Below are 26,684 nucleotides of genomic sequence, written 5' to 3' on the forward strand. Positions count from 1 at the left end.
TCCTTACAATGATTATGATAATCAATTTCAATTATAAAGAGTGGATTAAAAAATGCAACAAAAAATTTGAGGTGATTCGTATTCGAAAACTGTTTTTTGGTAGTTCATTTTTTTTGTTTATGGGGAATTGGCTCGGAATGACTGCTATTAATTGGTATGTCTATGATTTGTACCATAGCGCGACATATTTAGGATGGTTAAACTTTGTACGACTCATTCCAATCGTATTATTTAGTGTTTATGCAGGAAAGCTTTGTGATTTGTATCCACGTGTCAAATTAATGAAATCATATTCCTTATGGGGATTTGTATTGACAACTTTACTTGCGGTTTATGTTGCTTTAGTTACTCCTTCATATTTTATTTTTTTACTTTTTTCATTTATTCGTGGGGTCATTAGTGCATTAGAAACACCAAATCGAAATACACTTCTTTCAGATATTGATACAAATAATCAAATTAGCAAACTGATTTCCATGCATTCATTTGTCATGAATGTTTGTCGATCAACTGGCCCGGCATTAGCAGGATTTCTTATTGCAGCAGGGCATATCGAATTAACATTTATGATGCAGGCTGTTTGTGCACTTATTGCTTGGATTCTTGTGATACCAATGAAAGATCACCCAATGAAAAAGCGAAAAGAAAAGAAAAAAGCGAGTTGGGAACAAATTGCTGCATATTTTTCTAATGACAAAATGGGAAGAAATATCTTTGTGACATCACTTATTACAATGGCTTTTGGTTTTTCCTATACATCGGTTTTACCAGCGCTTGTTTCAAAGCAATTTACGGGAAAAGCAGAAGTGTTTGGAATCGCTATGTCATCAGCTGCAATTGGTGCGATCATAGCTACTGTGATTCTTCCAAAAGCATTGACATATATTTCAGAAGTACGTCTGTATTATGTTAGCTTAATTGCATTTTCAATTTCTTTAGCACTACTGATTGTTAGTAATATATATGTATTTTTTATTCTTTTATTTTCTATTGGTCTATTTGGTCAGTTATTACGATCAAGTAATCGTGTCTATTTTCAGCATCAAGTCCGTGAAGAAGAGAGGGGACTTATGCTTAGTGTAGTACTGATGGATCGAGGGATGATACCACTTGGTTCTATTTTAGTTAGTTATTCCATTGAATATGTTGGTATTGCTCAAACATTTATATTAATGGGAGTTATATGTATGATCCCGTCTTTATTTCAATTTATAAAACTGAAACAGCAAAAAGGAAAGGTGAAGGAATTTGTCCATGCAAAGAAAACAAGTTAATAGAGTAAAATCAGAACGAAGTATTTTAAATCGTTTTTGCAATGCATTGATTCGGGAGAAAGTGCTACAAGAGAACTGTGCAATATTGAAACATGAGCATAGCATAGAGATTGTAGATAGTATGAACGATGCGGAATTATTGTTAGAAGTAAAACAAGAAGGAGCGTTTGAACGATACGAGTTTATATTCCCAATTCGTTTTAAAGTTCGTGGACATATACGGTGGATTGATTCATTGTCAATGTTTTGGGAAGAAGTTGCCCCGTTCTTTCGTATTCATATTTCACAGTCTTTACAAGAAGAATTGGAAAACAGTGTAACCAATTTAGCACTAGCATACGAAGCATGGAATCGGAAACAAGAATGGGTGAAACAACAATTAGGGACAAACGTTTTGTTTGCAACAAAAACAAAGCCTAACAATTTATATCAATTTTTAAAAGCTTTACAAGCATGTATACCATTTGATGAGCTTACTTATACGGAATCACTTGTTATTGAGGGACATCCGCTTCATCCATCTACGAAAACGAAACTTGGTTTATCAAGAGAAGAAGTGAAATTGTATGCACCAGAATTTGAACATGTTGTTCCGTTACATGTTCTTCTCGTTCATAAAGAAGTAGCTGAAGTAACCGGAGATCATATGCAGAAACCACTTATATATGAAAATTCACCAGAGTTATATGAAGCAGTGCACACATTACTTGTAAATAAAGAAAAAAGAATGGAAGATTATTATCCATTTCTCATTCACCCATGGCAGTATGAACATGTATTACAAGAAGAATATGGTTCAGAGTTAGAAGAGGGATGGATTATTCCAGTGCCATATCAACTATCTTCACGTGCAACATTATCATTTCGAACAATGAATGTATTAAAATTACCATATCACGTGAAACTTCCAGTGCGAGCGCAAGCAACGAGTGCAGTTCGTACCGTGTCACCAGAAATAACAGTAAATGGCCCACTATTATCAAAAGTATTAGATGGCATCTATACAAAGGAACAAAATTTAGAGCAGTCTATTGTTGTTGTAAGGGAACGAGTAGGAGCCTATTTTTCTAAACCGAATACTAGGGATTTAGGACGTAATTTAGCATTTATTTTACGGGAAGATCCCAATCAGTATAGAAGAGAAGGAGAATTATTATGGGTTGGTGCAAGTTTAACAGCCGATAATCCATTAAAAGAAAACGAATCTGTCATTTTAGATATAATGCGTACATATTTTGACAAAGAGGAAATCGGTAAAAAAGAGATATTTTATTATATTGCTCATTATACTGAGAAAGTGATGTTGCCATTGTTAGAACTTGTTTTACGATATGGGATTGCCCTAGAAGGACATATGCAAAATTCTATTATTGTGACAAAAAATGGTGAAGTACAACGTATTCTCATTCGTGATCTTGGTGGAGTAAGAATTTATAAAGAGAAATTGGCGGAATTGATAGACCTCTCGATTATGAAAGAAGCAGCATTATTTACAGAGAATATGACTGAAGTATATAACAAGTTTATTCATTCTGTATTGCAAAATCATTTTGGGGATTTGCTATTTACATTGGCTCGAGCAGTTGATGATATACAGGAAAAAGAGTTGTGGAGAATTGTTGCAGCTGTGGTGGAAGATTTTATGGTAGGGGTAACAGAAGAGCAACGAGCAGCAATATTTGCACCTTTTATTGAGACTAAGGCATTATTTTCGATGAGAATACATGATCAAGCGAAATCGTATTTATATACAAATTTCCCCAATCCACTTTGTATGTAGGAGGAATAAAAATGCGGCCCATCATGAAAATAAACCTTTCAAAATTAAAGCATAATGCCATTATGATAAAACGATTATGTGAGCATGCAAATGTTTCATGTTTTCCAGTTACAAAAGGAGTAAGTGCTGCAACACAAGTAATCGGAATTTTGAAAGAAGCTGGATTTACAAGATTTGCAGATTCAAGATTACAGCATCTTCATAAAATCCGTAAAATGATGGGAAACAGTGCGGAACTTCTTTTAATTAGAACACCAGCTTTATCAGAAATAGAGGAGACAGTTCTAACTGCAGATATAAGTTTGAATTCTGAACTCTGCGTGATTGAGGCATTGGGAAGGGCTGCGACGAAATATGGGAAAATACATCAGATCATTTTAATGGTAGATTTAGGAGACCTTCGCGAAGGTATGTTGCCTATGCAAATGGTGGAGATCGCCCAAAGAGTAGTGGGGATACAGGGGATAGAGCTTGTTGGTATTGGAGCCAATTTTACTTGTTTTAGCGGTGTGATTCCAACTGAATCTTCTTTGCTAGAGTTAACACAATTGACTGAGCTAGTGGAAGAAACAATCGCGCAGCCACTTTCCATTATTTCGGGTGGAAACTCCAGTTCCTTACCGCTTATCTTACAAAGGAAAGAAATAGGGCGGGTCAATTCTCTTCGTATTGGTGAGGCTATTTTTCTTGGGAAAGAAACAGCATATGGGAAGAACATTCCTTTTATGTACCAAGATATATTTTCAGTAGAAGCTGAGATTATTGAGGTTAAAAGAAAGCCCTCGATGCCTAGAGGTGTGATTGGAAAAAACGCTTTCGGTCAAGTTCCATGTTTTGAAGAAAAAGGAGAACGATTGCGAGCCATTGTTGCGATTGGTCGACAAGATCTTGATATTAGTGGGTTATATCCACTTGATGGGCATATCGAGATTCTTGGCGGAAGTAGTGATCATTTAATCATTGATATAACAGATAGTGAGACATATCGAGTAGGCGATATAATTACGTTTCTTCCAGCATATAGAGGGATGCAAAGCGGTATGGTTTCTTCACTTGTACACAAACAATATGTATTAGATGATGTGTTACAAAAAGTGCTTGTTCTATAAAGTGAAATTTTGATTCGTGACCCCAATAATTACGAACTCTCATCAATCGAGCGCGTGTTATATATATTGAATTTGTAAAACAATATACGTATATATTAAATGTTTTAATTGAAGAAGAAAAAGAAGTGCATAATCAATAAGTAGGTCGTGAAGTGATAAAAAGAGAAACAGTTGAACAATTTTGCTCAACTGTTTCTTTTTTAGGGATTTTTTAATTGTTTTTGTTAATTGTAAATAAAAATACAATATTTTTTATAATTTTCATTGCGAAATATCAGCTCTACTTTTACAATAGAAAAGGTGTATATTTATTATACTAAAAAAACAAATCGGAATAATGTGAAAATTATAGTTTGTCTTTATGAATTGTATGTAAAAGTACATATTAGGCGACATATATCATATTATCGACTTGTAAGGAGAGAAGCAAATGAAAAGTGTAAGATTACCATCGATTCCAGAAATCATTATTCTTTTATTACTGTTTCTTGCAGTTGTCTTTTCCTTTCAAACGATCTTTAATTTGCCGATTCAATTAGCGCTATTTATTTCATGGTTTTTAGTAATTGCGCTTGGACTAAGGTTAGGGTTTCGTTATCAAGAATTGCAAGATGCAATTACGAAAGGAATTTCGAATGGATTAGAAGCTGTTCTTATTTTAGTTGCTGTAGGAGCACTAATTGGAACGTGGATTGCTGGCGGTGTTGTACCGACATTGATTTACTATGGCTTAGAATTTATCCATCCGAGTATATTCTTATTAGCAACCTTAATTATTTGTTCAATTACTTCTATTGCAACAGGTACATCGTGGGGAACAGTTGGTACAGCTGGTATTGCCATGATGGCAATCGGTGAAGGTCTTGGCTTACCGCTTCCACTAGTTGCTGGAGCGGTACTTTCAGGGGCATACTTTGGAGATAAGTTATCCCCACTTTCTGATAGTACAGTACTTGCTGCCTCAATGGCAAAAGTAGATGTTATTGCACACGTTCGTGCGATGTTTGTATTAGATATACCGGCATATATTATTACTGGTATTATGTTTACAGTTGCCGGATGGATGTATGGTGGAGATAATGTTGATTTAAATAAAGTGGAGTTTTTAAAAGAAGCTTTATTAAAGCAATTTGATATTAAAATATGGATGCTTGTTCCAGCGGTTATTGTTATTGTACTATTAGCAATGAAAAAACCATCAATGCCAACAATTGCAATGGGAGCGCTTCTCGGTGCAATTTGGGCAACGCTTTTCCAAGGTATGAATTTTGGAGATGCAATTGGAACAGCATATAACGGTTTCTCTATTGAATCAGGTGTGGACTTCATTGATAAGTTGCTAAATCGCGGTGGAATCAATGGTATGCTAAGTTCAGTAGCTGTTATTATTTTTGGATTAGGTTTCGGAGGATTACTTGAAAAACTTGGCGTTTTAAAAGTAATCGTATCAAAATTTGAGAAGAAACTAAACTCTGCAGGAAATGTAACGTTGTCCACATTAATCGTTGCTTTCTTGGCAAACGTATTCGGTTGTGCAATGTATGTATCACTTATTTTAACGCCAAAAATTATGCAAGACAGCTATGATAAATTAAAACTAGATCGCCGTATATTAGCGCGTAACTCAGAAGTAGGTGGAACATTAACTTCGGGTATGGTTCCATGGTCTGATAATGGTATCTTTATGGCTGGTATACTAGGTGTTTCCACATTATCATATGTTCCATTTATGTGGATGAGCTTTGTATCATTAGCATTAGCAGTTATATATGGATATACAGGGAAATTCATTTGGTATGTTGATGATGCTGAAAAAGGAAAACAAGCATCATAAGATAAAAAAAATCATCCTTTGCGTATAGCAGAGGATGATTTTTTTTATAAACTATATGATAGATAAACTACTAAAAATAAAATCTCTATAATTTGTAAAGTTAAATGAAAGCCAAATAAGATATGTTTTTTCAGCAAACTTTCATATGATGTATGATTGTAATTTGAACGGATGAATTTTTAGTTTTTATAGGTGTGATTATTGGTAAGTTATAAGGATTTTGCAGGGAAATTAGCGTTGTTTTATTTTCTATTCGACAAAATAAAACAAATTATTGTAACTTAGTTTGTTATGTTTATTGAGGAATTATGCAATTTTTCCATATTGGAGGGCGTATAGATTGAAAAAACGTACTGTTGAATTGGTAACAGGACTAGTTGCTTCTATAGTAGGAGCTTGTATATCATTTTTTCTTTTTATTGTGTATAGTTTTAGGTCAGTTATTGAGGATTCTTGGAAAGCTCAAGCCTATGGGGCGATCGTGGTTTTTCTTATACAGATTTTAGCTATTGTAATTTCTTGTTGTGTCAATAAAATGAACAATAGGTTATATGGAAGTGTAATGCTTACTATTGGTATCATCTCCATACTCTTTTCATATGATGCATTGTTGTTTCCAGGAGTTATATATATTGTTTCTGGATGTTTAGCGTTTAGATCACTAGAAAATACATCAGGTGAAAAATAGAGTGGAAATAAAGGAATTAGGATATGTATTATGTAAGAAGAGTGTGAAGACTGAACACTTCGGCAAAGTATAAAACTATTTCTTTCGTTGATTTGTTTGAAATTTTTATCCTATAGTACTAAGTTACCCCATAAGTTCAATGCGAACTTATGGGGTGTTTAGTTTCTGGTGATATTCGTATATTTCCCCTATCAAAAAGCAAAATATATAGTATCAAAAACAGGAGGAGAGAGATGACTGAATCGCTACTGCTGGAGTATGGAGGAGTTATATTAATTCTTATTGCATTAGAAGGAGTTTTATCTGCAGATAATGCTCTTGTACTTGCTATTATGGTTAGACATTTATCTGAAGATGATAGAAAAAAAGCTTTGTTTTATGGATTATTCGGTGCGTTTATATTTCGATTCGGCTCATTATTTTTAATTTCACTTCTTGTGAATGTATGGCAGATGCAGGCGATAGGGGCGATTTATTTATTGTTTCTTTCTGCTAGAAGTTTAGTTAAAATATATCGGCAAAAGAAGTGGCAAAGAGAAATGCACGGAGAGCAAGAAAAAGGGATGGAAGAAAATACGCCGAAAAAGAAAAGTAGTTTTTGGTTAACAGTTCTAAAAGTGGAGGTTACAGATACTGCATTTGCGATTGATTCAATTTTAGCTGCGGTGGCTCTTACATTAACCATTACACCACTAAATAAAGGAATGATAGGTGGTCTTGACGCGGGGAGATTCTGCGTTATTTTTACTGGTGGGATGATTGGTTTAATTATTATGAGATTCGCGGCTACTTACTTTGTGAAGTTATTGCGTGAAAGACCTGGCCTTGAAACGGCAGCTTTTATGATTGTTGGATGGGTCGGCGTAAAACTTATTGTTTCAACACTGGCGCACCCTATGGTTGGAATAATCGATAAGGATTTCCCTCAATCCGCTACGTGGAAAGCTATTTTTTATATCGTATTAATTACGATTGGCGTTTGTGGTTGGTTCTTATCTCCTGATGCATCTGAAACATAATTTAGTAAATATAGAATTATCAATAAATACAGGTGAGAATCCTTATCGTTTAAAGGGAAGTCTGTTACAATAAAAATGTATCTATTTTATTATCAAGGGGATGAAAACATGGAATACAGAATTGAAAGAGATACATTAGGAGAAATGAAAGTTCCAACTGATAAATTATGGGCCGCACAAACACAGCGTAGTAAAGAAAACTTTCCAATTGGAACAGAGCATATGCCGATTGAGATTGTACAAGCATTTGCAATTTTAAAGAAAAGTGCAGCCATTAGTAATCACAAATTAGGAAAGTTATCGGAAGAAAAAGCTCAGGCGATTGTAGAAGCAGCTGATGAAATCCTAGCAGGAAAATGGAATGAACATTTCCCGCTTGTTGTATGGCAAACAGGCAGCGGAACACAATCGAATATGAACGTGAATGAAGTAATCGCCAACCGTGGGAATCAAATTTTAGAAGAGAAAGGACTTGCTGTACATATTCATCCAAATGATGATGTGAACATGTCCCAAAGTTCAAATGATACATTCCCAACAGCGCTTCATGTTGCTTGTTTGATTGCAGTGGAAAACCAAGTGCTACCGGCAATTAAAAAGTTAAAAGCAACATTAGAGAAAAAAGTAAATGAGTTTCAAAATATTATTAAAATCGGTCGTACGCATTTGCAAGATGCAACACCTTTAACGTTAGGGCAAGAAATTAGTGGGTGGCACCGTATGCTTGAAAAAACAGAGCGTATGATTGCGGATAGCAATACATATATGAAAGAACTTGCAATTGGGGGTACTGCAGTTGGAACAGGCATTAATGCACATCCTAAATTTGGTGAGATGGTTGCAGAGGAAATTAATCAGTTTACAGGAAAGCAATTTGTATCAGCACCAAATAAGTTTCATGCATTAACAAGTCATGATGAGGTTGTGTTTGCACATGGTGCGTTAAAAGCATTGGCAGCGGATTTAATGAAGATTGCAAATGATGTACGTTGGCTTGCAAGCGGCCCACGTAGTGGTCTCGGTGAAATTATTATTCCTGCGAATGAGCCAGGAAGCTCTATTATGCCAGGGAAAGTAAATCCAACACAAAGTGAAGCATTAACAATGGTAGTGGCGCAAGTTATGGGAAATGACGCAACCATCGGATTTGCAGCGAGCCAAGGTAACTTTGAACTAAATGTATTTAAACCAGTAATCGCATATAACTTCTTACAATCTGCTCGTTTATTAGCCGATGCGACAGTTTCATTTAACGACAAATGTGCGGTTGGTATCGAAGCAAATGAAGAAGTGATTAACCAAAACGTAAATCGTTCTTTAATGCTTGTTACAGCATTAAATCCACATATCGGTTATGAAAATGCGGCGAAAATTGCAAAGCATGCTCATAAAGAGGGATTAACATTAAAAGAAGCAGCATTACAATCGGGGTTATTAACGGAAAAACAATTTGATGAGATTGTAGATCCAAAGAAAATGATTGCACCGAAGGAATAATTAGAATGGACAATAAAAAGCCAAGATTCTATTTGAATCTTGGCTTTTTTCTCGAATAGAATTTCTATTCTCTTAATTATTAATAGTATATGCAATTCTGAAGATGGAGAGTGGCATCATAATAGAAATACGATTCTATATTTCTATTGTGATCAAAAATGGTTTTCACTATAAATTTATTTATTATATTCAGGTTTGGGCATGTATCTTTTGATAAGGGAATGGACTTGTCTTCGTCTGGTGATACAAAGTTCATTTTCTTGTTAAAAAGTTAGTGAATAGGGTAAATAAGACTAGATTGAAGTTTTAGTTGATTAAGGGATATTACTTCTGCAGCTGTTTATAATACTTTAGAAATATTGGCTGCTATTAGGAAGGAGATGCCTATTTACTAAACGATTTTAAATTTGTTTGGTAAATAAGTAAGCGAAATGTTGAAAAGTTTATTTTGTTTGTGATAAGATGATTCAGTAAGGGTAAACGATATTGTGATTTGTTTGCGTTTTTAATAAACTGTTTGGAGGATTGTTTGGTATGAATGATATTTCTGAGAAGTTTTGGGATGCTTCCATTAAAGAACTAAAAAAAGGATATATATTTGAAGAGGATACAGAAGAATATACTTGTTTAGCATGCGGAGAAAGTTTTATAAAAGGTGTAATTTATCAAGATAATCAAGTTTTATATGAAGCCGAGAAGTTTGTACAATTACACATTCAAAATGAGCATACATCTATGTTTGACTATTTATTGAATCTGGATAAAAAATATACAGGTTTAACGGATTTGCAAAAGAAGATGGTTCAATTTTTTTACATGGGATTCAATGATAAAGAAATTGTGAAAGAGCTGGATGGGGGAAGCACGTCGACAATACGTAATCATCGATTCACATTGCGTGAGAGGATGAAGCAAGCGAAAGTATTTTTAGCATTGATGCAACTGTCCGAAGAAAAATCAAAAGTGCAATCTAAATTTGTACCCATTCATAGAACAGCTACGATGGTGGACGATCGGTACAATATTACGGAAGAAGAAAATGATGAAGTATTAAAGTTGCATTTTACAGAAGGATTAGACGGTCCACTGGTGAAATTTCCGAAAAAACAAAAACGTAAATTAATTATATTACGTCATTTAATAAAAAAATTTAATAGTAACGAAAAGTACACCGAAAAAGAAGTGAATGAAGTTTTGGAAAGTGTATATCCAGACTTTGTAACTTTAAGAAGGTATTTAATTGAATATGGTTTTCTAGATCGAACGCCTGATGGAAGTCAATATTGGGTGAAGTTATAAGAAAGGGGAAAGGAAAATGAATAGAAGAGCAGAATTAAAACAGCAATACAAAGAGATAGAGATTGAAGCGGGTATTTATCGTATTATAAATACAAAAAACGAGAAAATGTACGTTGAGAGTACGATGAATTTAAAGACGATAAGTGGGAGGCGATTTGAACTCAATGTAGGTTCTCATACAAATAGAGCATTGCAAGAGGACTGGAAGCAATACGGTGCAGATGCCTTTGAATTTGAAGTGCTAGAAGTCTTGAAAAAGAAAGAGACTGGTTATTTTAATGCTAAGGAAGAATTGAAAAAATTAGAAGAGAAGTGGCTACAGGAATTGCAGCCATATGGAGAGCGCGGGTACAACCGAGCAAGCTCTTAATAAAAAGGGGAAATGAAATTTGAAATCACCGACAGATAGCATTCAAGAAGATGCAGAATCACAGAGTCAGGAGAAGGAAGGGAAACCGATATGGAAATCGATGTCCATGTTCTTAGTTCCTTTGCTTTTAAGTAATGTATTACAATCAGTTGGACAATTGTTTGGGATGGTAGTGGTAGGAAGATGGCTTGGTGTAAATGATTTAGCTGCCATTTCTGCGTTTTTTCCGTTGTTCTTTCTACTTGTTTCATTTGTAATTGGAATTGGATCGGGTAGTTCTATTTTAATCGGGCAAGCATTTGGAGCTCGTAACGAAGATCGTGTAAAAGCAGTTGTTGGTACAACGCTTACCTTCACATTTATACTAGGAGCTATTTTAGCAGTAGTAGGCAGCATATTCACCATGGATATTCTGCGTTTTATGGGAACACCAGAAAACATTATTGGTATGAGTGTCCACTATGCACGTATTTTATTTATTTCAATGCCAGTTTTATTCTTATATTTTGCATATACAACATTTATGCGAGGTACAGGAGATTCCAAAACGCCATTTTACTTTTTAATTGTTAGTACAGTGTTGAACATGATATTATTGCCTGTTCTTATCTTTGGTTGGTTAGGAATGCCGAAACTTGATGTTTATGGAGCAGCTTATGCCTCTGTCATATCAACGATTATAACGTTTGTTGTCATGCTTATTTATTTGAAGAAGAAAAATCATCCATTACAATTGGATGAAACAGTACGGAAATATCTTCGTATGGATTGGGAACTATTAAAGTTATTACTACGCCTTGGTATTCCAGCAAGTATTAATATGATATTAGTTTCGTTATCTGAGATTGCAGTTATTGCATTTGTAAATCGATTCGGTTCTGACGCGACCGCAGCCTATGGAGTCGTGAATCAAGTTGCAAGTTATGTACAAATGCCAGCAGTCAGTCTTGGAATTACAGTATCCATTTTTGCTGCACAGTCCATTGGTGCGAATCAATTTGATCGATTACAGAAAGTTGTTCGAGCGGGAATTATAATGAACTATATTATTGGTGGTGTATTAATCGCTCTTATTTACTTGTTCTCAAGAGAGATTTTATCACTATTTTTAACAAGTCCGAATACAATTGAAATTGCACATAGCCTAATCATGATTACATTATGGAGTTATTTAATTTTCGGTCATGCACAAATTATTGGTGCGACAATGCGGGCAAGTGGAACGGTACTATGGCCTACTGTTATCAGTGTTGTATCAATTTGGCTTGTGGAAGTTCCTGTTGCCTACTACCTTTCGTATCACACAAGTCTTGGTATAAAAGGTATATGGGTTGGATATCCGGCAGCATTTATTGTGAGCTTACTGTTACAATACGGATACTATAAGCTTTCATGGCAAAAGAAACGGATTACGCGACTTGTTAGTTAAATGGAAGGTGAAAAATATCCCTAAGTTTTCAGCTTAGGGATACTTTGTATGAGTACAAATAACTTATAAATAACTTTTCAAAGTTACATCAAAATGATGTCGCATAAGTTTTCCATCAAACATATAGAACTCCCAAGCTTTCTCTGGATCTCCGATAATTTCAAAGGAGTTTTCGGTTATATACAAAGCGCAATTATCTTCTAAAGCGATTCCTTCTGTATTACGTGCACGGTTTTGTAAGAATAAATGAAAAGCGTTTGCTCGATCTGGTTGATTGTAATGTGGACAGAAGTGTTTGTTTATTAAATTCCAGCCATCGCTTTCCATATAGCCGTCTCCTTTATAATTAGAACGAAGCCCCGTTGTAAACCAGCACATAGCACCAGCGCTATATCCCGCAATGAATGTCCCGTTGTGTACGGCTTCTATCAACTTTTCGTCTATTTTGTTTTCCTTCCACTTTTCAAGCATATTGATATAATTTCCTCCACCTAGATAGATAAAATCAGCAAAATGTATCATTTCACTAATTTTATCTTCGCTAACGCTTTCTTTTATACAGCGTAGAATGTGAACATCACATTGTAACTGCTTCTCGAATGTTTTTCTAAATTCTTTTATATAACCTTCATCGTCATTGCTTGCTGTTGGGATAAATAATATTTTTGGAGATTGTTTCCCAGTTAATTCAATAAGTCGTTGATTTATAAGGAAATGATCCGTTTGTTCAAAGTAACCTCCGCCAATTACAGCTAACTTCATAATGAAGCACCACCTAATAGATTTTTGTTATTGATAAAGTTTCGCTATAGAGAAGTTTCTTTCCTTCTATAACAAAATATGAAAATGGGAATGTGTTCTAAAATAAAGAAGGGGTTTATTTCCATGTTCGTATCATTCTATATTTGACCTTTTATTCTCAGTGTACTACAATTTGTAGTGCAGAGGAGGATTAGCATGTTCACTCAAAATTATAAGTTAAATGAGCAAGGATTAAATCATTTCTTTGGGTCATTAGAAGCGAGGATTATGGAGATTATCTGGAGTACTCCGGATATTACGATTAAAGAAGTACAGCAAAAACTAAGTGAGGAATCTCCTGTGAATTTTAATACAGTGATGACTGTGATGAATCGGTTAGTTGAAAAAGGGCACTTGCAAAAACAAACGGTAAAAAGAAGCGGTGTATACCGTGCTGTACAAACGAAAGAATCCTTTTTATCAAATCAAACCAAAAAAATGACACAAGAATTAATGGGGGAATTTGGTGATTTCGTTGTGAATCACATGTTAGATGAACTAGACCAAGCTGATCCTGCTTTAATAAAGAAGTTAGAAGAAAAACTTAATCAACTGAAAAAAGAGGACTAGTATGATGAAGTGGCAAATACGAAAAATAATATTGTTAGCAAGCAGTATTGGTATTCTCTTTTTTGGGATGTTAGTGTACTACGTTACATATCCATTTTTCTTTGAAAATAAAGCTCTTTTTTTATCGCAGTTTTGTCTCTTTGAATTGCAAGAACATATGAAAGAATTATCAACCATTCGTGTCATAATGAGCGGATTATTGTTATTTACTATATTAGTTGTATGGAAAAGAGTGTGGAAACAGTTTTTCTATAGCCGAAAATTACAGAGAAATTTAGTTATGATTACTCGAAAAGGAAAACAATTGTATTTGCTACCATCATTAGAGGTTACAGCATTTACTATCGGAGTCACTCATCCGAAAATTGTTGTTTCGGAAGGTGTATTTCAATCTTTTACAGAAGAAGAAATTGATGCAATTGTATTACATGAAGAATATCATCAAAAAAATCGTGATCCGTTAAAATTGTTTCTTTTTACGGTGTTAGTTGAAGGAATGCTGTATATTCCGGTATTGAAAGATATGTTACAGCGTTATCATACGTATCAGGAGCTATTGGCGGACAAATATGCGATGGATCAAATGAAATCATCGTTTGAATTAGGTAGTGCATTGTTAAAATTAATTAAAATAAAAACAGTATCTAATCCGTTTATAACAGCTTCTTTTGCGAAAACGGCAATCAATTTGCGTATTGAGCAAATTGTTAGTCCGTCATCTATAAGGCTTAGTATGCCGTTACATACAAATTCAGTTTATGTGACAATAGGGCTATTTCTCATTTCGTTTGTACTTATTATTGGAGAGTGCATATAGCCTCTTTTTTTAACCCGAAACACTACTTTATGTAGTGTTTTGTGGGAGGAATAAAATGGACGCAGTAGGCGCGGGGATTCTTTCATTTGTATCTAATCAAATGATGAAAATTACAGCATTTTGTATTCAATTATTTGACGGATTTACTGGATTTTAAAAATAGGGGGAAAGAAAGTGAAAAAACTAATTACCATTATTCTTGCAGGAGCACTACTATGGGCAGGGTTTAATTTTTATAATTCAAAACAAGAAGAAAAAGAACGGAAAGCAAAACAAGAGGCACTACAAGAGAAAGAAGTATTACCGCAAGTAGGATTTAAAGCACCGAAAATTACACTTAAAGGACTAGATGGGAAGCTGTACTCATTAAATGATGCAAAAGGAAAACCGTATATTATTAATTTTTGGGCATCATGGTGTGGGCCATGTGAAATGGAAGCACCAGACTTAGTGCGTCTTTACGATAAATATAAAGGAAAAATCGAAATTTTTGCGGTGAATGCAACGGTTGGAGATCCAGTACAAGAAGCAAAGGCGTTTGCGGATCGTTTTGGATTTAAGTTCCCGGTTTTACTAGATATGGATGGAGAGGCAGGGATTGATTATAAAATTGTTTCATTGCCAACAACGTTTTTTGTTGATAAAGATGGGGTGATTGTAGATCAAGCGCGGGGGGTATTACCTCCAGATCAACTAGAAAAGAAATTTAAAGAATTAATTGAGAAGTAAAAGGGGACATCCTAATGATGATGGACTGGATGGTGAAAGTACAGCCTATTTCTCTTATAGTGGGAAGTTTATTTGGGCTTGTGCTCATGAAATTAAAAATGAAAAGTCAAGGTATCCCATATGAGGGAATAATGGATACAGTAACAAATGGACTTTTTATCATCGCACTAACATGGAAATTTATGCCGACAATTTTGAATCCAGGGTGGGCTTTTCAGTCACCATGGCAAGCGTTACTCGCTGTAGGAAGTACCCAACACATTATAATGGGTTGCTTGATTGCTAGTGGATATGTTGTATGGAGAAGTAAAAAGGCTAATTTTTCACTTTTGGTTTTACTAGATGCACTTCCTTTTGAGATTGGAAGTATGATTATTTCTTATTTTCTATTCCATCAGTATGTTGGTATAAACACAACAATGCCGTGGGGAATGAAAGTGTATGATTCGAAATTTTTCTATCATCCAATATATATGTATGAAATTATGATAGCAATCTGCCTAATGGGATGGCTGTGGCTAAAAAACGAGAAATTAGGAAGTAGAAAATACATGAGTTATTTTCTACTTGTAGAAGGGATTGCGCATATATTCATTTCACTTATAATTGAGCAAGTTCCATTATTATTTGGTCTGTCTGTGCAGCAGTTACTTATTTTTATTGCGATTAGTATAAGTATTGTATTGCTTCCGAAAAAATAAAAATAGCACTGTGCGAACGGTTGTTCATACAGTGCTATTTTTATAGATTGTATGAATCGATTTCTTTTTATTTTCTCTCTCTTTACAACCATCATTTAGAGGAGTATATTAACAATCAGAATAGCTCAATGTAGATTTTACAGCCAAATAATAAATCGCTTAATCCACTTCAGGAGCGGGGGAACCAAATTTGTGCATTTGTCACTAGGGGTGAATCCTTTTATAGGTAGGGCTACTCTCAAGGTCCGAATCCGACAGCTAACCTCGTCAGCGTTTTGAGAGGGGGGACTTGTGTGTAAAAAACACTAGGTGCAACCTGGTGTTTTCTTTTTATTCTCTTAGTGGAAAAATATTACATTTAATTATAGTGTAATGGGAACAGAAAGGGGAAAGAGGATGAACTGGCTTACAAGTCTAATTACAATTGGCCTATTCGTAATTGTTGCAAAACCAATGGGAGACTACGTATACAATGCTTTTCAGCGTAAGGAAGCATTTCAAAAGGTATTTGGTCCACTGGAAAAAATCTTATTTAAAGTTGCTGGGATTAAAGGGCATAGTCAGACTTGGAAACGGTATATGTTTTGTTTAATAGGAACAAATTTTTTCTTTATTTTGGTTGTATATTCAATATTTCGATTACAAGGAATTCTTCCGTTGAACCCTGATCATTTTTTAGGATTAGAACCAACATTAGCATTTCATACAGCAATTACATTTATGACAAATGCGAATTTACAACACTATGGGGGAGAAAGTAGTTTATCCTATTTCTCTCAAATGGTAGGTGTGACATTTATGATGTTTGCAGCACCTGCAACTTCATTGGCAATCGGCATTACGTTTATTCGTGTACTAGCGGGGAAAAGAATAGGAAATTTCTTTGTTGATTTTGTACAAGCTATTACGAGAATATTATTGCCAATTTCATTTGTCACATCGTTGATATTTGTGTTTTTAGGAACGCCGCAAACATTGGATCCAACAGTTGTTGTGAAAACGTTTGAAGGAACGACACAAGAGATTCCTCGTGGACCAGTAGCATCTTTACTTTCCATTAAAGAACTTGGTGACAATGGAGGGGGTTTTTTTGGAACAGTTTCTGCTCATCCTTTTGAAAATCCTAATATGATAAGTAATGTGTTACAAATGATGTTACAAATGTTAATCCCAATGGCCTTTCCATTTGTATACGGAAGAATGGTCGGTAATCAAAAGCAAGGTAGAATGTTTTTTATATCGATGTTCATTCTGTTTATTATTGGATTCTGTACGCTTGCTATATCTGAATTGAAGGGGAATGCATTGTTAAATCAATTAGGGATAGAAAGTTCACAAGGAAATATGGAAGGAAAAGAAACTCGTCTTGGCGTCATATCTTCTGCTTTATATGCAACCGTTACAAGCGCCTCTGGAACAGGCGGTGTTAATACAACGCATGATACTTTGACACCGATTGGTGGAATGGTCCCACTTATAAATATGCTTTTAGGTACCGTGTTTGGAGGAATTGGACTCGGGTTTATGAATGTCGTCATGTATGCAATGATTGCCGTGTTTCTAGCCGGATTAATGGTGGGGCGTACACCGGAGTTTCTTAACAAAAAAATAGAAGGAAAAGAAATGAAGTTAATAGCAATCACGATTGTGTCTCAGCCGCTACTTATTCTTGGAGCTGCAGCGATTGCATTTTCTACGAATCTAGGAACAGATGCGATTTCTAATCCAGGTTTTCATGGTTTAACACAAATTATATATGAATACACGTCGTCCGCTGTTAACAACGGATCTGGGTTTGAAGGATTAAGAGATAACACACCTTATTGGAATCTTTCAACGGGAATTGTTATGTATATTGGTAGATATTTAGGTGTAATTACAATGCTTGCCGTCGCGGTTAGACTCAAAAGGAAAAAGGTTGTACCTGAGACCATAGGAACCTTTCAGACGGATGATCGGTTATTTGGCGGAATTTTACTAGGTACTATATTAATAGTAGGTGTTCTAACATTTTTCCCAGTACTCGCACTTGGGCCGATTGCTGAATTTCTTGCAATACCATAAAGTGAAATTTTAATTAGTGTGGGGTGTTTCCAAAAGAATACCTTTGCTTTTGTTGAGGTTTTTAGTAGCATCATTCTTGAATAGCGGGATAGCGTAGTAAAAACATAGGTGAATATTTCTCTTGTTAATTTAAAATAAAGGAGAATACATATTAGGGATGTATTCTCCTTGTACTTTTTATTCAACAAACGAACTCGATTGTTGAGTAACGTTCTATATGCACCTACATTAAAATATAGGTAAGTAACTGAAAATAAAACAACTGCATTTTGACTACAAGTGTTTTCTCATTTATGTTGTAAATATGCTGGTATTTTTACACTATCACCAGCTTCTAATGAATACTCCCCACTTAACTTCGTTTGAAGTAGGGGTACTCTTTCGGTAAAATCTGATAAATATTCTTCTTCATCTAAATACAACTTAATTTTTCTGAACTTCTCAATTTTTTTACCGATGTCTAGCTTCTCTTTTATAGATTGTTAAATTTAATTTAAATAAAGTAAATTTAAATTAACGGAAAAGGGGTTTCGTGTTAAAATGTATTAAAATAAATTTAATTATAATTTATTTTTCAACTTGCTATAAGAATGTTGGGAGGATCAGGCAGATGAAGAAGATTGAAAGCAAAGACATACAAACATGGAAAGAGAAAGATCCTTTACTAAACAAGGTTATTTCGATGGAGGAAGTATTTTGGATCAATCCTAATATCGAAAAATTTCAAACAGGAATAAAAAAAACTACACTTACGCAAGAAGATGTAAAGGATGCAGAAGAAAGGTTGAAACGTTTTGCTCCATATATCGCCAAAGTTTTTCCTGAAACAAAAGAAATGAACGGTATCATAGAATCACCTTTAGTGAAAATCCCTTCTATGAAACAAGCTTTAGAGCAGGATTATCAACAATCTATACCAGGGGAATTATTGCTAAAGTGTGATAGCCACCTTCCTATATCAGGATCTATTAAAGCAAGGGGCGGGATTTATGAAGTTCTTAAACATGCCGAAGATCTAGCTATTAAACAAAACATATTAACTCAACAAGATGATTATTCCATTTTAGATAGTGATAAATTTCGTAAATTCTTTTCAAATTACTCCATTGCAGTAGGATCAACAGGAAATTTAGGGCTTAGCATTGGTATCATGAGTGCAAAGTTAGGTTTTAATGTGTCTGTTCATATGTCAGCTGATGCAAAACAATGGAAAAAAGACTTGCTTAGAAGCAAAAATGTCAAAGTTATTGAGTATGAAGCTGATTATAGCAAAGCAGTAGAGGAAGGCCGAATTCAAGCAGAGGGGGATCCTACTTGTTATTTTGTGGATGATGAAAATTCTCATGACCTATTTTTAGGATACGCAGTAGCGGCGTCCAGATTGAAAAAACAATTGGAAGAGTTAGAGATAACAATAGATGAAAATCAACCTTTGTTTGTTTATCTTCCGTGCGGAGTAGGTGGTGGCCCAGGGGGCGTAGCTTTTGGTTTGAAATTATTGTACGAAGATAATGTACACATTTTCTTCGCAGAACCTACTCATTCTCCTTGTATGCTACTCGGTTTAATGACTGGACTTCATGATAAAATCTCTGTACAAGATGTTGGTATTGATAATGTAACGGACGCGGATGGACTTGCTGTAGGAAGACCATCTGGATTTGTTGGTAAAACTATGGAGCCATTTTTAAGTGGTAATTATACGATTAGCGATGAACAGTTGTATAAACTGTTAAAGAAACTAGCCGATACAGTAGGGATTCATTTAGAACCGTCTGCACTAGCAGGGATGATAGGACCAATGAAATTATGTAAAGAAGGAACGGATTATTTACTGAAGCATAATTTAACAGAAAAAATGCATAAGGGTACACATATTGTTTGGGGAACAGGTGGAAGCATGGTTCCTAAAGATGAGATGTCAAAATACTATCAAAAAGGATTGAATTTAGAGCAAGAAAAGTAGAAGTCATTTAACACGAGGAGAGTTTCACCTCGTGTTTTTTATTTGAAATTTTTTTGTTATTTTTAGTGTAGTTCATTATAGTATAGATATAGGATTTTGTGCAGTCAGGATGTAACAATAGGAGCTTATTTCGAAATAGTAAGATTTAGCTTACATAACAAGAGGATGTGTATATACAATGTCATTACAATCAAAATATTTAGCGGGTATTTCACTTGGGGTGATGGGAATTGGCTTTGCAGCAACTATTCCATTCCAAGGCTCAATGATAGGTGCAATTGCACAGGGCGGATTTGAAGCGGGGTTAGTAGGGGGACTTGCCGACTGGTTTGCCGTTACAGCCCTGTTTCGCCATCCGATGGGTATTCCAATTCCGCATACAGCTTTATTGCCTAAAAATCGGAAACGAGTAACAAAAGGACTCATCTCTACTTTAGAAAATGAGTGGCTGACGAAGGACAGTATTACAAGTAAAGTGAAAGAAATGCAGCTAGCACAAATGGTGTTACAGATTGCAGAAAGAGAGCTGCAATCTGATAGCGTGAAAAAAGGGATTGTTACAATTGCTGAAAAAGCAATTCTTCAAATTGATACTGAAAAGTTAGCTAGTGTCATTGAGAAAGAATTAAAAACATATTTATATACGATTAATACAGGAAATATATTGCAAGTCCTTATTGATCAATTAGTCGTACAAGAATACGATGAAAAGACACTTGATTATATGTTAGTCAAAGCGAAAGAGTGGACGGCTCAAGATGAGGCTCGATATCAGCTTGGAAGCTTAGGAATGAAAGCGATGGAAAATATAAAAGTGGATGGCTTCTTGCAGTTTACACTTAAATCCTTCATGAATATTGTAGATGAAGAAAAAATCGGCAGCATTTTGCAGAAGTTTGTAATTAGCAATATTAGTAGTTTACAGGATCCTGATAATAGTACGAGACAACTTATATTAATGAAAATTCGCCAAGAACTTATTCGTGTTAAGGAAAATGAAGCGGTATTACAGGAGTTAGAGAATTGGAAAGAAAGTTGGATCACAAATTGGGATGCGGCTAACAAGATAAAAGAATTGTTAGGACAAGCGCAGGAAAGAGCAGTCATTTTTATTAAAAAAGAAGAGTTTGCAAATCAATATCTTCTTCCATTTTTAACAAAACAAATGAACAAGGTGAAAGAAGATCCAGTAACAGTTCGAAAAATGGAAAACTGGTTGCAAAAGCAGATTGTAAATCTTGTTGAAAAGAATCATTCCAAGATTGGAAAGCTTGTACAAGAAAATCTTGATAAATTAGATGATAAAACATTAATTGAAATGATTGAAAATAATGTTGGGAAAGATTTGCAGTGGATCCGTGTGAATGGTGCTGTTTGTGGTTTTATGATTGGATTGGTTTTGGAAGGAATAAAGGCGGTTTTATAGTTGTATATGTAGTATTGAAAAAGAGAACATCTTCGGTTTATCGTGAAGGTGTTTTTCTTATTTTGTATAATTCTTTTTAAGTAGAGCTATTTCATATATATGTAATACAATCTGTAAGGAAGTACAGAATGGGAAATGAAAGGATGTGAATGCTAGTAGAGGGGAAGGTATCTACTAACAAACATGAAAATAAAAATATTAGTAGCCGATGATAACTCGTTTATTAGAGAGGGCATGAAGATTATTTTAAGTACATACGAAGAGTTTGAAGTGTTAGAAACGGTAAATGATGGGCAAGAAGCTTTATCGTATTGTAAAAACCATGATGTAGATATTGCGCTTTTAGATGTTCGGATGCCAAATATGAATGGCGTGGAGGCGACAAAGTTAATTTGTGAGGAAACAAAAACGAAGCCGCTTATTTTAACGACATTTGATGATGATGAGTATATTTTGGAGGCAGTAAAGAACGGGGCGAAAGGCTATTTGTTAAAAAATAATGATCCAGAGCGCATTCGTGATGCGATAAAGGGAGTATATAACGGGCAAACTGTTATGCAAGACGTAGTACTAGATAAAATTAAGTCTAATTTACTGGAAAATAAAGAAGAGGCTTCAAAAATAGATAAGACTCTTTTCACAGAGAGGGAACTTAGCATTATTGCATTAATTGCAAAAGGGTTCTCTAATAAAGAAATTTCAAAGCGACTCTTCATATCAGAAGGAACAATTGCAAATTATATTACGTCTATTTTAGGGAAAACAGGTCTTGAGCACCGGACACAAATTGCGATTTACTATTTAACAGGGAAAGTAGACTGATTTTATGGAGTTTTGGTTAATTGTAAGTAAATTAATTGTCTTCTTATATATAGTGTTCAGTTATATTCACTCAAATGTTACGAATTTACCATGGGTTATATTTACTTTGCTTGCGTACTTTTGTGTAAACGTGACAATTTCTATTTTAAAAAAAGATGCTTATAAGAAAATATTAATAGGAATATCAATTGGCATTATAATTTTGTTTACATGGAGGATTCATCCGTATTTTATTTTGTTTTTACCCTTGAACTTATACGAAATTGTATCTTATTACATAGAAAAGAAATGGCCGCTCTTTTTCATTATGATCATCCCTATTGTTTTTACAGATGAAAGTGTTCGAATGACATATGGACTCATTGCTGCATTTTGTTTTCTTGTTTTAACGATGGCAGATCTTTACATAGCTCGTTTATTAAAGTTTGAGATGCAAAATGATAAGATGCGAAAAGATATGCAACGGCTCACAAAAAGTTTAAATGAAAATAAAGAATACATAAGGCAATCAGAATACACATTTAAGTTAGAAGAACGAAATCGATTATCACAAGAAATTCATGATAAGATTGGTCACTCCATGACAGGAGCTTTAATTCAAATGGAAGCAGCAAAGAGATTAATGGAAATTGATAAAGAAAAAGCTACCGAATTACTTCAAAATGCGATTCATATTTCTAAGGATGGAATTGAAAGTATTAGGATTACACTAAAGAACATGAAACCGCCAACTGAGCAGATTGGAATTCATCGCATGAAATTATTCATAGATGAATTTGCGAGTAAGCATGAAATAAAAATTCCATTTGTGTATAAAGGGAATTTAGATACGATTTCTCCAATTCAATGGAAGGTCATTGGAGAAAATGTAACAGAAGCATTAACAAATGCAATGAAATATGCAGAGGCAACGGTTATTTCAATAGATATTCATGTACTTAACAAGGTGGTAAAGGTGCAAGTGAAAGACAATGGAAAAGGAGCGCATCTTGTGAAGAAAGGCCTCGGTATTATTGGGATGGAGGAACGAACAGCATCCATAAACGGGAAGATTATTGTAGATGGTACAAGCGGATTTTCGGTAACAATGTTATTGCCGATTCAATAATGGCATGATTGAGATGAAGGATCTCATATGAAAAAAGTGAATATTCTCATGTGAAAAGAATGAACTTCTGCACTGAGCAGGTTCATTCTTTTTGTTTATAATAACAGCAGAGAAACTGAAATAGGGGTGAAATGATGAACGCATTAGAAATAAAAAATTTAACGAAAAAATTCGGTGATTTCATCGCAGTAGATAATATGTCTTTAGCTATTAAAGAAGGAGAGATATTTGGGTTTTTAGGATCAAACGGTGCTGGTAAAAGTACAACAATTAATATGATTGCTGGATTGTTAAGAAGTAATGAAGGTGAGATTAGTATACTAGGAAAAAGTATAGAGAAACATAATCGATTTGCAAAAATGAATATTGGAATTGTACCGCAAGATATAGCAATCTATGAGGAGTTAACCACCTATGAAAATGTGAAATTCTTTGCGGGCTTGTATGGGTTACGAGGGGCAGAATTAAAAGCGAGAGTAGAAGAAGCACTGCAGTTTGTAGGACTAAGTGATAAACATAAAAGTTATCCAAAGAACTTTTCGGGTGGGATGAAACGAAGACTTAACATTGCTTGTGCCATTGCGCATCATCCGAAGTTAATTATTATGGATGAGCCGACAGTTGGAATTGATCCGCAGTCAAGAAACTATATTCTTCAGTCTGTACGGAAATTAAATGAAATGGGTAGCACCATTATTTATACGAGTCACTACATGGAGGAAGTAGAAGAGATTTGTACGAAAATCGCAATTGTTGATCACGGGAAAATTATTGCAGAAGGTACGAAAGAACAATTGAAAGCTATTATTACAGATACAAAAGATGTTTGGGTTGAAGTAAAGTCAGTTGAAAATATAGATGTGAATCAATTAAAAGAAATTAGTGGTGTTAAGGCTATTCAAATAGAAGAAAACGTAATTAAAGTGAATTCGGATACAGGGGTCAACAACTTAAACAAAATCGTTCAGCATTTTATCAATAATGATATAGAAATACGTTCACTTGAAGAGCAAGCACCTAACTTAGAAACAGTATTCTTGACATTGACAGGAAGAAATCTACGGGATAAATAAGATTTATTAGCAAAAAAAGGGAGGTTCATCGATTGAACATCTTCAATATAGCCATAAAGGAAATCAAAAGTGACTTTCGAGATATAAAAACGTTAGTGTCTATGCTAGCATTCCCGGTTATGCTTATGCTCATTTTGGGTACTGCTTTAACCAATGCATTTAATAATGATAATCTTTCTGTTAAAAATATCCAGGTTTTATACAAAGATGAAGCAGGTGGTAAGTTCTCTCAGGCCTTTGAAACATTGATAAAGGAAACAGGAAAATCGGGCATTCACTTTAAAAAAGCAGCAAAGGATGTAGATGGAAAAGAAGAAGTGAAACAAAATAAATATGCTGGCTATGTAGAAATGAATCAAAACGGCGTGAAGTTATATGAGAGTGATCGGAATAGTATTGAAGGAAGTATCGTTGAAGGGATGCTTACTACATTCGTCGATAAGTACAACGTAGCGGTGGAAGTTGCGCAAGTAGACCCTGGGAAAGTTAGTACAGTTATTTCAAGTGGAAATCATGATGATTATATAAAAGAGACATCTTTACAAGCTGCTAAGAAGCCAAGTTCTATGGACTATTATGCAATTGCGATGACGACAATGATTGCCTTGTATGGAGCGATGGGAGCAAGCTATCTGATTCGCGGAGAGCGATTACGAAAAACGGGAGATCGTTTAATTGCTGCACCCGTTAGTAAAGCTGAAATTTTTATTGGAAAGATACTTGGTAGTCTTGTAGCAAATACACTCTGTCTGCTTCTCGTCGTTTTCTTTAGTAAATTTGTTTATGGGGCAAATTGGGGTGACCATCTTGGAGTAGTTTTTCTTATTTTACTAACAGAAGTATTCCTTGCGATTAGCTTTGGATTAGGGATTGGATATATTACGAAAACAGGTGAGGCATCTAAAGCGGTTATTATGATTGTTGTACAATTAGCTTCTATTTTTGGAGGAGCGTATTTCGTAGTTGAAGAAAATATGATTACAAATTTATCACCATTAACATGGGCGAATACAGCGATTATGAAAATTATTTATGCGAATGAAGTAGGAGCGGCACTTCCGGTAATCTTTTTAAACCTTGGAATTTCTGCACTGTTTTTATTGATTGCGATTATCGCATTACGCAGACGGGAGGGGCTATAACATGAAAGATATTTTATGGCTCATACAAAAAACGATATCTGTACTTTTGAAAAATAAAAAAGGGTTACTTCTTATTATTGGATTGCCAATAGTAGGAACATTAATGGCATTTTTAATATACGGAAATGCAGGGCAAGGTACACTGCGTATTGGGGTTGTAAATAATGAAAATCATTATATAGCAAATGATACTGTAAAGTTTTTAGAAGGGTTAAATCATGTGAAAGTGAGTAAGATTAAGGAATCAGAAGTAAAAGAAAAGCTTACTTCCAAAAAACTTGATGGAGTGATTACGTTAAATTCAGGTTTTTCGCAAAGTGTTCGAGATGGTAGGCCGAGTCATATTCAAATTTTCTCGATTAAAGGTGCTCAAGTAACAGAGTTTATAAAATCGTATTTGTATAATTATATTGATAATATAACTGCAATTAGTAAAGTAGCACAAAAGGATCAAAGTACGTTTGATAAGATGTATGCGGGTTATCAAAAAAGTTCATTTAAGGTAAAAGCTGAGACACTTCAAGACACTTCAAAAAATAAAGATATGACGAATCAAACAGTTGGTTATCTCATTATGTTTATGTTGGTTTCGGCAGTGGGTTTTTCAGAACGGATTTTGAAAGAAAAAGAGAATAGAACGTATTTCCGATTATTATCAACACCGATAGATGGGAAGAAATATATATTATCTAACATTGCTGTTAATATGGTTATCATGATGGTACAAATCATTGTAACGGTACTGTTTATGACTAATGTATTTCATATTGATACAAATATGCCGTTACTTGTTATGATTGGAGTACTGATGATATTTGGTTTAATTGCAATTGGTTTATCGTTAGCTGTTGTGTCATTTGCTAAGAATTCAGCTTCTGCTAATGCAATGCAAAATATCATTATTACACCAACATGTTTGTTAGCGGGATGCTTCTTTCCATTTGAAATTATGCCGGCATCTGTGCAAAAAATAGCTGATTTTCTTCCTCAGCGCTGGTTATTAGATACAATAGGAGAATTACAGCAAGGGACACCGTTTTCTGATTTGTATTTAAACATTTTAATTTTGTTCGCCTTTGCAATTGCGTTCTTCTTAATTGCCATTTATAAGTTTGGCCGAAATAATGATGCGAGAAATTTTATGTAATAAATGGGGATGTGGCATG

23 protein-coding genes and 1 riboswitch are annotated in these 26,684 nt (G+C 34.6%); of the genes, 22 read left to right on the forward strand and 1 reads right to left on the reverse strand.

The genetic code is table 11. From position 1 onward, the window contains the following. Window positions 1–14 precede the first annotated feature (14 nt). From QRY57_RS10040 to QRY57_RS10085, 10 genes are all read left to right on the forward strand, one after another. Window positions 15–1,274 (forward strand): MFS transporter, encoded by a 1,260-nt coding sequence (locus QRY57_RS10040; RefSeq protein ID WP_286017835.1) that lies wholly within the window; start codon window positions 15–17, stop codon window positions 1,272–1,274. Next, window positions 1,255–3,054, forward strand: coding sequence for an IucA/IucC family protein (locus tag QRY57_RS10045; RefSeq protein ID WP_286017836.1), 1,800 nt, complete (start codon window positions 1,255–1,257; stop codon window positions 3,052–3,054). The genes QRY57_RS10040 and QRY57_RS10045 overlap by 20 nt, the downstream gene beginning before the upstream one ends. A gap of 11 nt (window positions 3,055–3,065) precedes the next feature. After that, window positions 3,066–4,163: an alanine racemase gene (locus QRY57_RS10050; RefSeq protein WP_286017322.1), complete on the forward strand. Its 1,098-nt coding sequence runs from the start codon at window positions 3,066–3,068 to the stop codon at window positions 4,161–4,163. 430 nt (window positions 4,164–4,593) lie between these two features. After that, a complete protein-coding gene (nhaC, locus tag QRY57_RS10055) occupies window positions 4,594–5,997 on the forward strand; it encodes a Na+/H+ antiporter NhaC (RefSeq protein ID WP_208016909.1) in 1,404 nt (467 codons plus the stop codon). A 340-nt stretch (window positions 5,998–6,337) separates the two neighbouring features. Next, complete coding sequence (locus tag QRY57_RS10060) at window positions 6,338–6,685, forward strand: hypothetical protein (protein ID WP_286017323.1); 348 nt, start codon at window positions 6,338–6,340, stop codon at window positions 6,683–6,685. Window positions 6,686–6,918: 233 nt separating this feature from the next. Next, entirely contained in the window at window positions 6,919–7,704 is a 786-nt protein-coding gene (locus tag QRY57_RS10065) for a TerC family protein (protein ID WP_286017324.1), read from the forward strand. 108 nt (window positions 7,705–7,812) lie between these two features. Then, entirely contained in the window at window positions 7,813–9,201 is a 1,389-nt protein-coding gene (gene fumC / locus QRY57_RS10070) for a class II fumarate hydratase (RefSeq protein WP_286017325.1), read from the forward strand. A 534-nt stretch (window positions 9,202–9,735) separates the two neighbouring features. Beyond that, window positions 9,736–10,500: a DUF2087 domain-containing protein gene (locus tag QRY57_RS10075; RefSeq protein ID WP_026591731.1), complete on the forward strand. Its 765-nt coding sequence runs from the start codon at window positions 9,736–9,738 to the stop codon at window positions 10,498–10,500. Window positions 10,501–10,516: 16 nt separating this feature from the next. Continuing rightward, a complete protein-coding gene (locus QRY57_RS10080; RefSeq protein ID WP_286017326.1) occupies window positions 10,517–10,870 on the forward strand; it encodes a GIY-YIG nuclease family protein in 354 nt (117 codons plus the stop codon). A gap of 19 nt (window positions 10,871–10,889) precedes the next feature. Continuing rightward, window positions 10,890–12,299, forward strand: a complete 1,410-nt coding sequence (locus QRY57_RS10085) for an MATE family efflux transporter (RefSeq protein WP_090692252.1) — start codon at window positions 10,890–10,892, stop codon at window positions 12,297–12,299. A 63-nt stretch (window positions 12,300–12,362) separates the two neighbouring features. Here the strand turns inward: QRY57_RS10085 and QRY57_RS10090 are convergent, their stop codons facing one another. Further along, window positions 12,363–13,061, reverse strand: coding sequence for a peptidase E (locus tag QRY57_RS10090; RefSeq protein WP_286017327.1), 699 nt, complete (start codon window positions 13,059–13,061; stop codon window positions 12,363–12,365). A 195-nt stretch (window positions 13,062–13,256) separates the two neighbouring features. On the opposite strand from QRY57_RS10090, the gene QRY57_RS10095 reads away from it, so the two are divergent. The 12 genes from QRY57_RS10095 (at window position 13,257) to QRY57_RS10150 (ending at window position 26,665) form a co-directional block, all read left to right on the forward strand. Further along, window positions 13,257–13,670, forward strand: coding sequence for a BlaI/MecI/CopY family transcriptional regulator (locus QRY57_RS10095; protein WP_026591727.1), 414 nt, complete (start codon window positions 13,257–13,259; stop codon window positions 13,668–13,670). A gap of 4 nt (window positions 13,671–13,674) precedes the next feature. Continuing rightward, window positions 13,675–14,487 (forward strand): M56 family metallopeptidase, encoded by an 813-nt coding sequence (locus QRY57_RS10100; RefSeq protein WP_286017837.1) that lies wholly within the window; start codon window positions 13,675–13,677, stop codon window positions 14,485–14,487. Window positions 14,488–14,661: 174 nt separating this feature from the next. Continuing rightward, window positions 14,662–15,216 carry a TlpA family protein disulfide reductase gene (locus tag QRY57_RS10105; protein ID WP_286017328.1) on the forward strand — a complete coding sequence of 185 codons (555 nt, stop codon included), beginning with the start codon at window positions 14,662–14,664 and terminating at the stop codon, window positions 15,214–15,216. 17 nt (window positions 15,217–15,233) lie between these two features. Then, window positions 15,234–15,917: a diacylglyceryl transferase gene (locus QRY57_RS10110; protein WP_286017838.1), complete on the forward strand. Its 684-nt coding sequence runs from the start codon at window positions 15,234–15,236 to the stop codon at window positions 15,915–15,917. Window positions 15,918–16,063: 146 nt separating this feature from the next. Further along, window positions 16,064–16,206, forward strand: a riboswitch (cyclic di-AMP (ydaO/yuaA leader). Window positions 16,207–16,313: 107 nt separating this feature from the next. Continuing rightward, window positions 16,314–17,981, forward strand: coding sequence for a potassium-transporting ATPase subunit KdpA (gene kdpA, locus QRY57_RS10115; protein ID WP_286017329.1), 1,668 nt, complete (start codon window positions 16,314–16,316; stop codon window positions 17,979–17,981). Between the two features lie 610 nt (window positions 17,982–18,591). Continuing rightward, window positions 18,592–19,947, forward strand: a complete 1,356-nt coding sequence (gene dsdA / locus QRY57_RS10120; protein ID WP_286017330.1) for a D-serine ammonia-lyase — start codon at window positions 18,592–18,594, stop codon at window positions 19,945–19,947. Window positions 19,948–20,125: 178 nt separating this feature from the next. Continuing rightward, complete coding sequence (locus QRY57_RS10125; protein ID WP_286017331.1) at window positions 20,126–21,373, forward strand: DUF445 domain-containing protein; 1,248 nt, start codon at window positions 20,126–20,128, stop codon at window positions 21,371–21,373. A gap of 183 nt (window positions 21,374–21,556) precedes the next feature. Beyond that, window positions 21,557–22,195 (forward strand): response regulator transcription factor, encoded by a 639-nt coding sequence (locus QRY57_RS10130; RefSeq protein ID WP_286017332.1) that lies wholly within the window; start codon window positions 21,557–21,559, stop codon window positions 22,193–22,195. Between the two features lie 4 nt (window positions 22,196–22,199). After that, on the forward strand, window positions 22,200–23,303 hold the full coding sequence (locus tag QRY57_RS10135; RefSeq protein ID WP_286017333.1) for a sensor histidine kinase: 1,104 nt from the start codon (window positions 22,200–22,202) through the stop codon (window positions 23,301–23,303). A gap of 134 nt (window positions 23,304–23,437) precedes the next feature. Further along, window positions 23,438–24,376: an ABC transporter ATP-binding protein gene (locus QRY57_RS10140; RefSeq protein ID WP_026591718.1), complete on the forward strand. Its 939-nt coding sequence runs from the start codon at window positions 23,438–23,440 to the stop codon at window positions 24,374–24,376. 32 nt (window positions 24,377–24,408) lie between these two features. Next, complete coding sequence (locus QRY57_RS10145) at window positions 24,409–25,518, forward strand: ABC transporter permease (RefSeq protein WP_090692227.1); 1,110 nt, start codon at window positions 24,409–24,411, stop codon at window positions 25,516–25,518. 1 nt (window position 25,519) lies between these two features. Beyond that, complete coding sequence (locus QRY57_RS10150; protein ID WP_286017334.1) at window positions 25,520–26,665, forward strand: ABC transporter permease; 1,146 nt, start codon at window positions 25,520–25,522, stop codon at window positions 26,663–26,665. The last annotated feature ends 19 nt before the right edge of the window (window positions 26,666–26,684 follow it).

It is taken from the genome of Bacillus arachidis (genome assembly GCF_030285945.1).
Taxonomy (GTDB): Bacteria; Bacillota; Bacilli; order Bacillales; family Bacillaceae_G; genus Bacillus_A; species Bacillus_A arachidis.

What these genes read in the sequence shown, in the direction of transcription:
- QRY57_RS10040 (WP_286017835.1), top strand. Translation starts at nt 15, where the DNA reads ATGATAATCAATTTCAATTATAAAGAGTGGATTAAAAAATGCAACAAA.
- QRY57_RS10045 (WP_286017836.1), top strand. Translation starts at nt 1,255, where the DNA reads ATGCAAAGAAAACAAGTTAATAGAGTAAAATCAGAACGAAGTATTTTA.
- QRY57_RS10050 (WP_286017322.1), top strand. Translation starts at nt 3,066, where the DNA reads ATGCGGCCCATCATGAAAATAAACCTTTCAAAATTAAAGCATAATGCC.
- nhaC (WP_208016909.1), top strand. Translation starts at nt 4,594, where the DNA reads ATGAAAAGTGTAAGATTACCATCGATTCCAGAAATCATTATTCTTTTA.
- QRY57_RS10065 (WP_286017324.1), top strand. Translation starts at nt 6,919, where the DNA reads ATGACTGAATCGCTACTGCTGGAGTATGGAGGAGTTATATTAATTCTT.
- fumC (WP_286017325.1), top strand. Translation starts at nt 7,813, where the DNA reads ATGGAATACAGAATTGAAAGAGATACATTAGGAGAAATGAAAGTTCCA.
- QRY57_RS10075 (WP_026591731.1), top strand. Translation starts at nt 9,736, where the DNA reads ATGAATGATATTTCTGAGAAGTTTTGGGATGCTTCCATTAAAGAACTA.
- QRY57_RS10080 (WP_286017326.1), top strand. Translation starts at nt 10,517, where the DNA reads ATGAATAGAAGAGCAGAATTAAAACAGCAATACAAAGAGATAGAGATT.
- QRY57_RS10090 (WP_286017327.1), bottom strand. Translation starts at nt 13,061, where the DNA reads ATGAAGTTAGCTGTAATTGGCGGAGGTTACTTTGAACAAACGGATCAT.
- QRY57_RS10095 (WP_026591727.1), top strand. Translation starts at nt 13,257, where the DNA reads ATGTTCACTCAAAATTATAAGTTAAATGAGCAAGGATTAAATCATTTC.
- QRY57_RS10100 (WP_286017837.1), top strand. Translation starts at nt 13,675, where the DNA reads ATGAAGTGGCAAATACGAAAAATAATATTGTTAGCAAGCAGTATTGGT.
- QRY57_RS10110 (WP_286017838.1), top strand. Translation starts at nt 15,234, where the DNA reads ATGATGGACTGGATGGTGAAAGTACAGCCTATTTCTCTTATAGTGGGA.
- kdpA (WP_286017329.1), top strand. Translation starts at nt 16,314, where the DNA reads ATGAACTGGCTTACAAGTCTAATTACAATTGGCCTATTCGTAATTGTT.
- dsdA (WP_286017330.1), top strand. Translation starts at nt 18,592, where the DNA reads ATGAAGAAGATTGAAAGCAAAGACATACAAACATGGAAAGAGAAAGAT.
- QRY57_RS10125 (WP_286017331.1), top strand. Translation starts at nt 20,126, where the DNA reads ATGTCATTACAATCAAAATATTTAGCGGGTATTTCACTTGGGGTGATG.
- QRY57_RS10130 (WP_286017332.1), top strand. Translation starts at nt 21,557, where the DNA reads ATGAAAATAAAAATATTAGTAGCCGATGATAACTCGTTTATTAGAGAG.
- QRY57_RS10135 (WP_286017333.1), top strand. Translation starts at nt 22,200, where the DNA reads ATGGAGTTTTGGTTAATTGTAAGTAAATTAATTGTCTTCTTATATATA.
- QRY57_RS10140 (WP_026591718.1), top strand. Translation starts at nt 23,438, where the DNA reads ATGAACGCATTAGAAATAAAAAATTTAACGAAAAAATTCGGTGATTTC.
- QRY57_RS10150 (WP_286017334.1), top strand. Translation starts at nt 25,520, where the DNA reads ATGAAAGATATTTTATGGCTCATACAAAAAACGATATCTGTACTTTTG.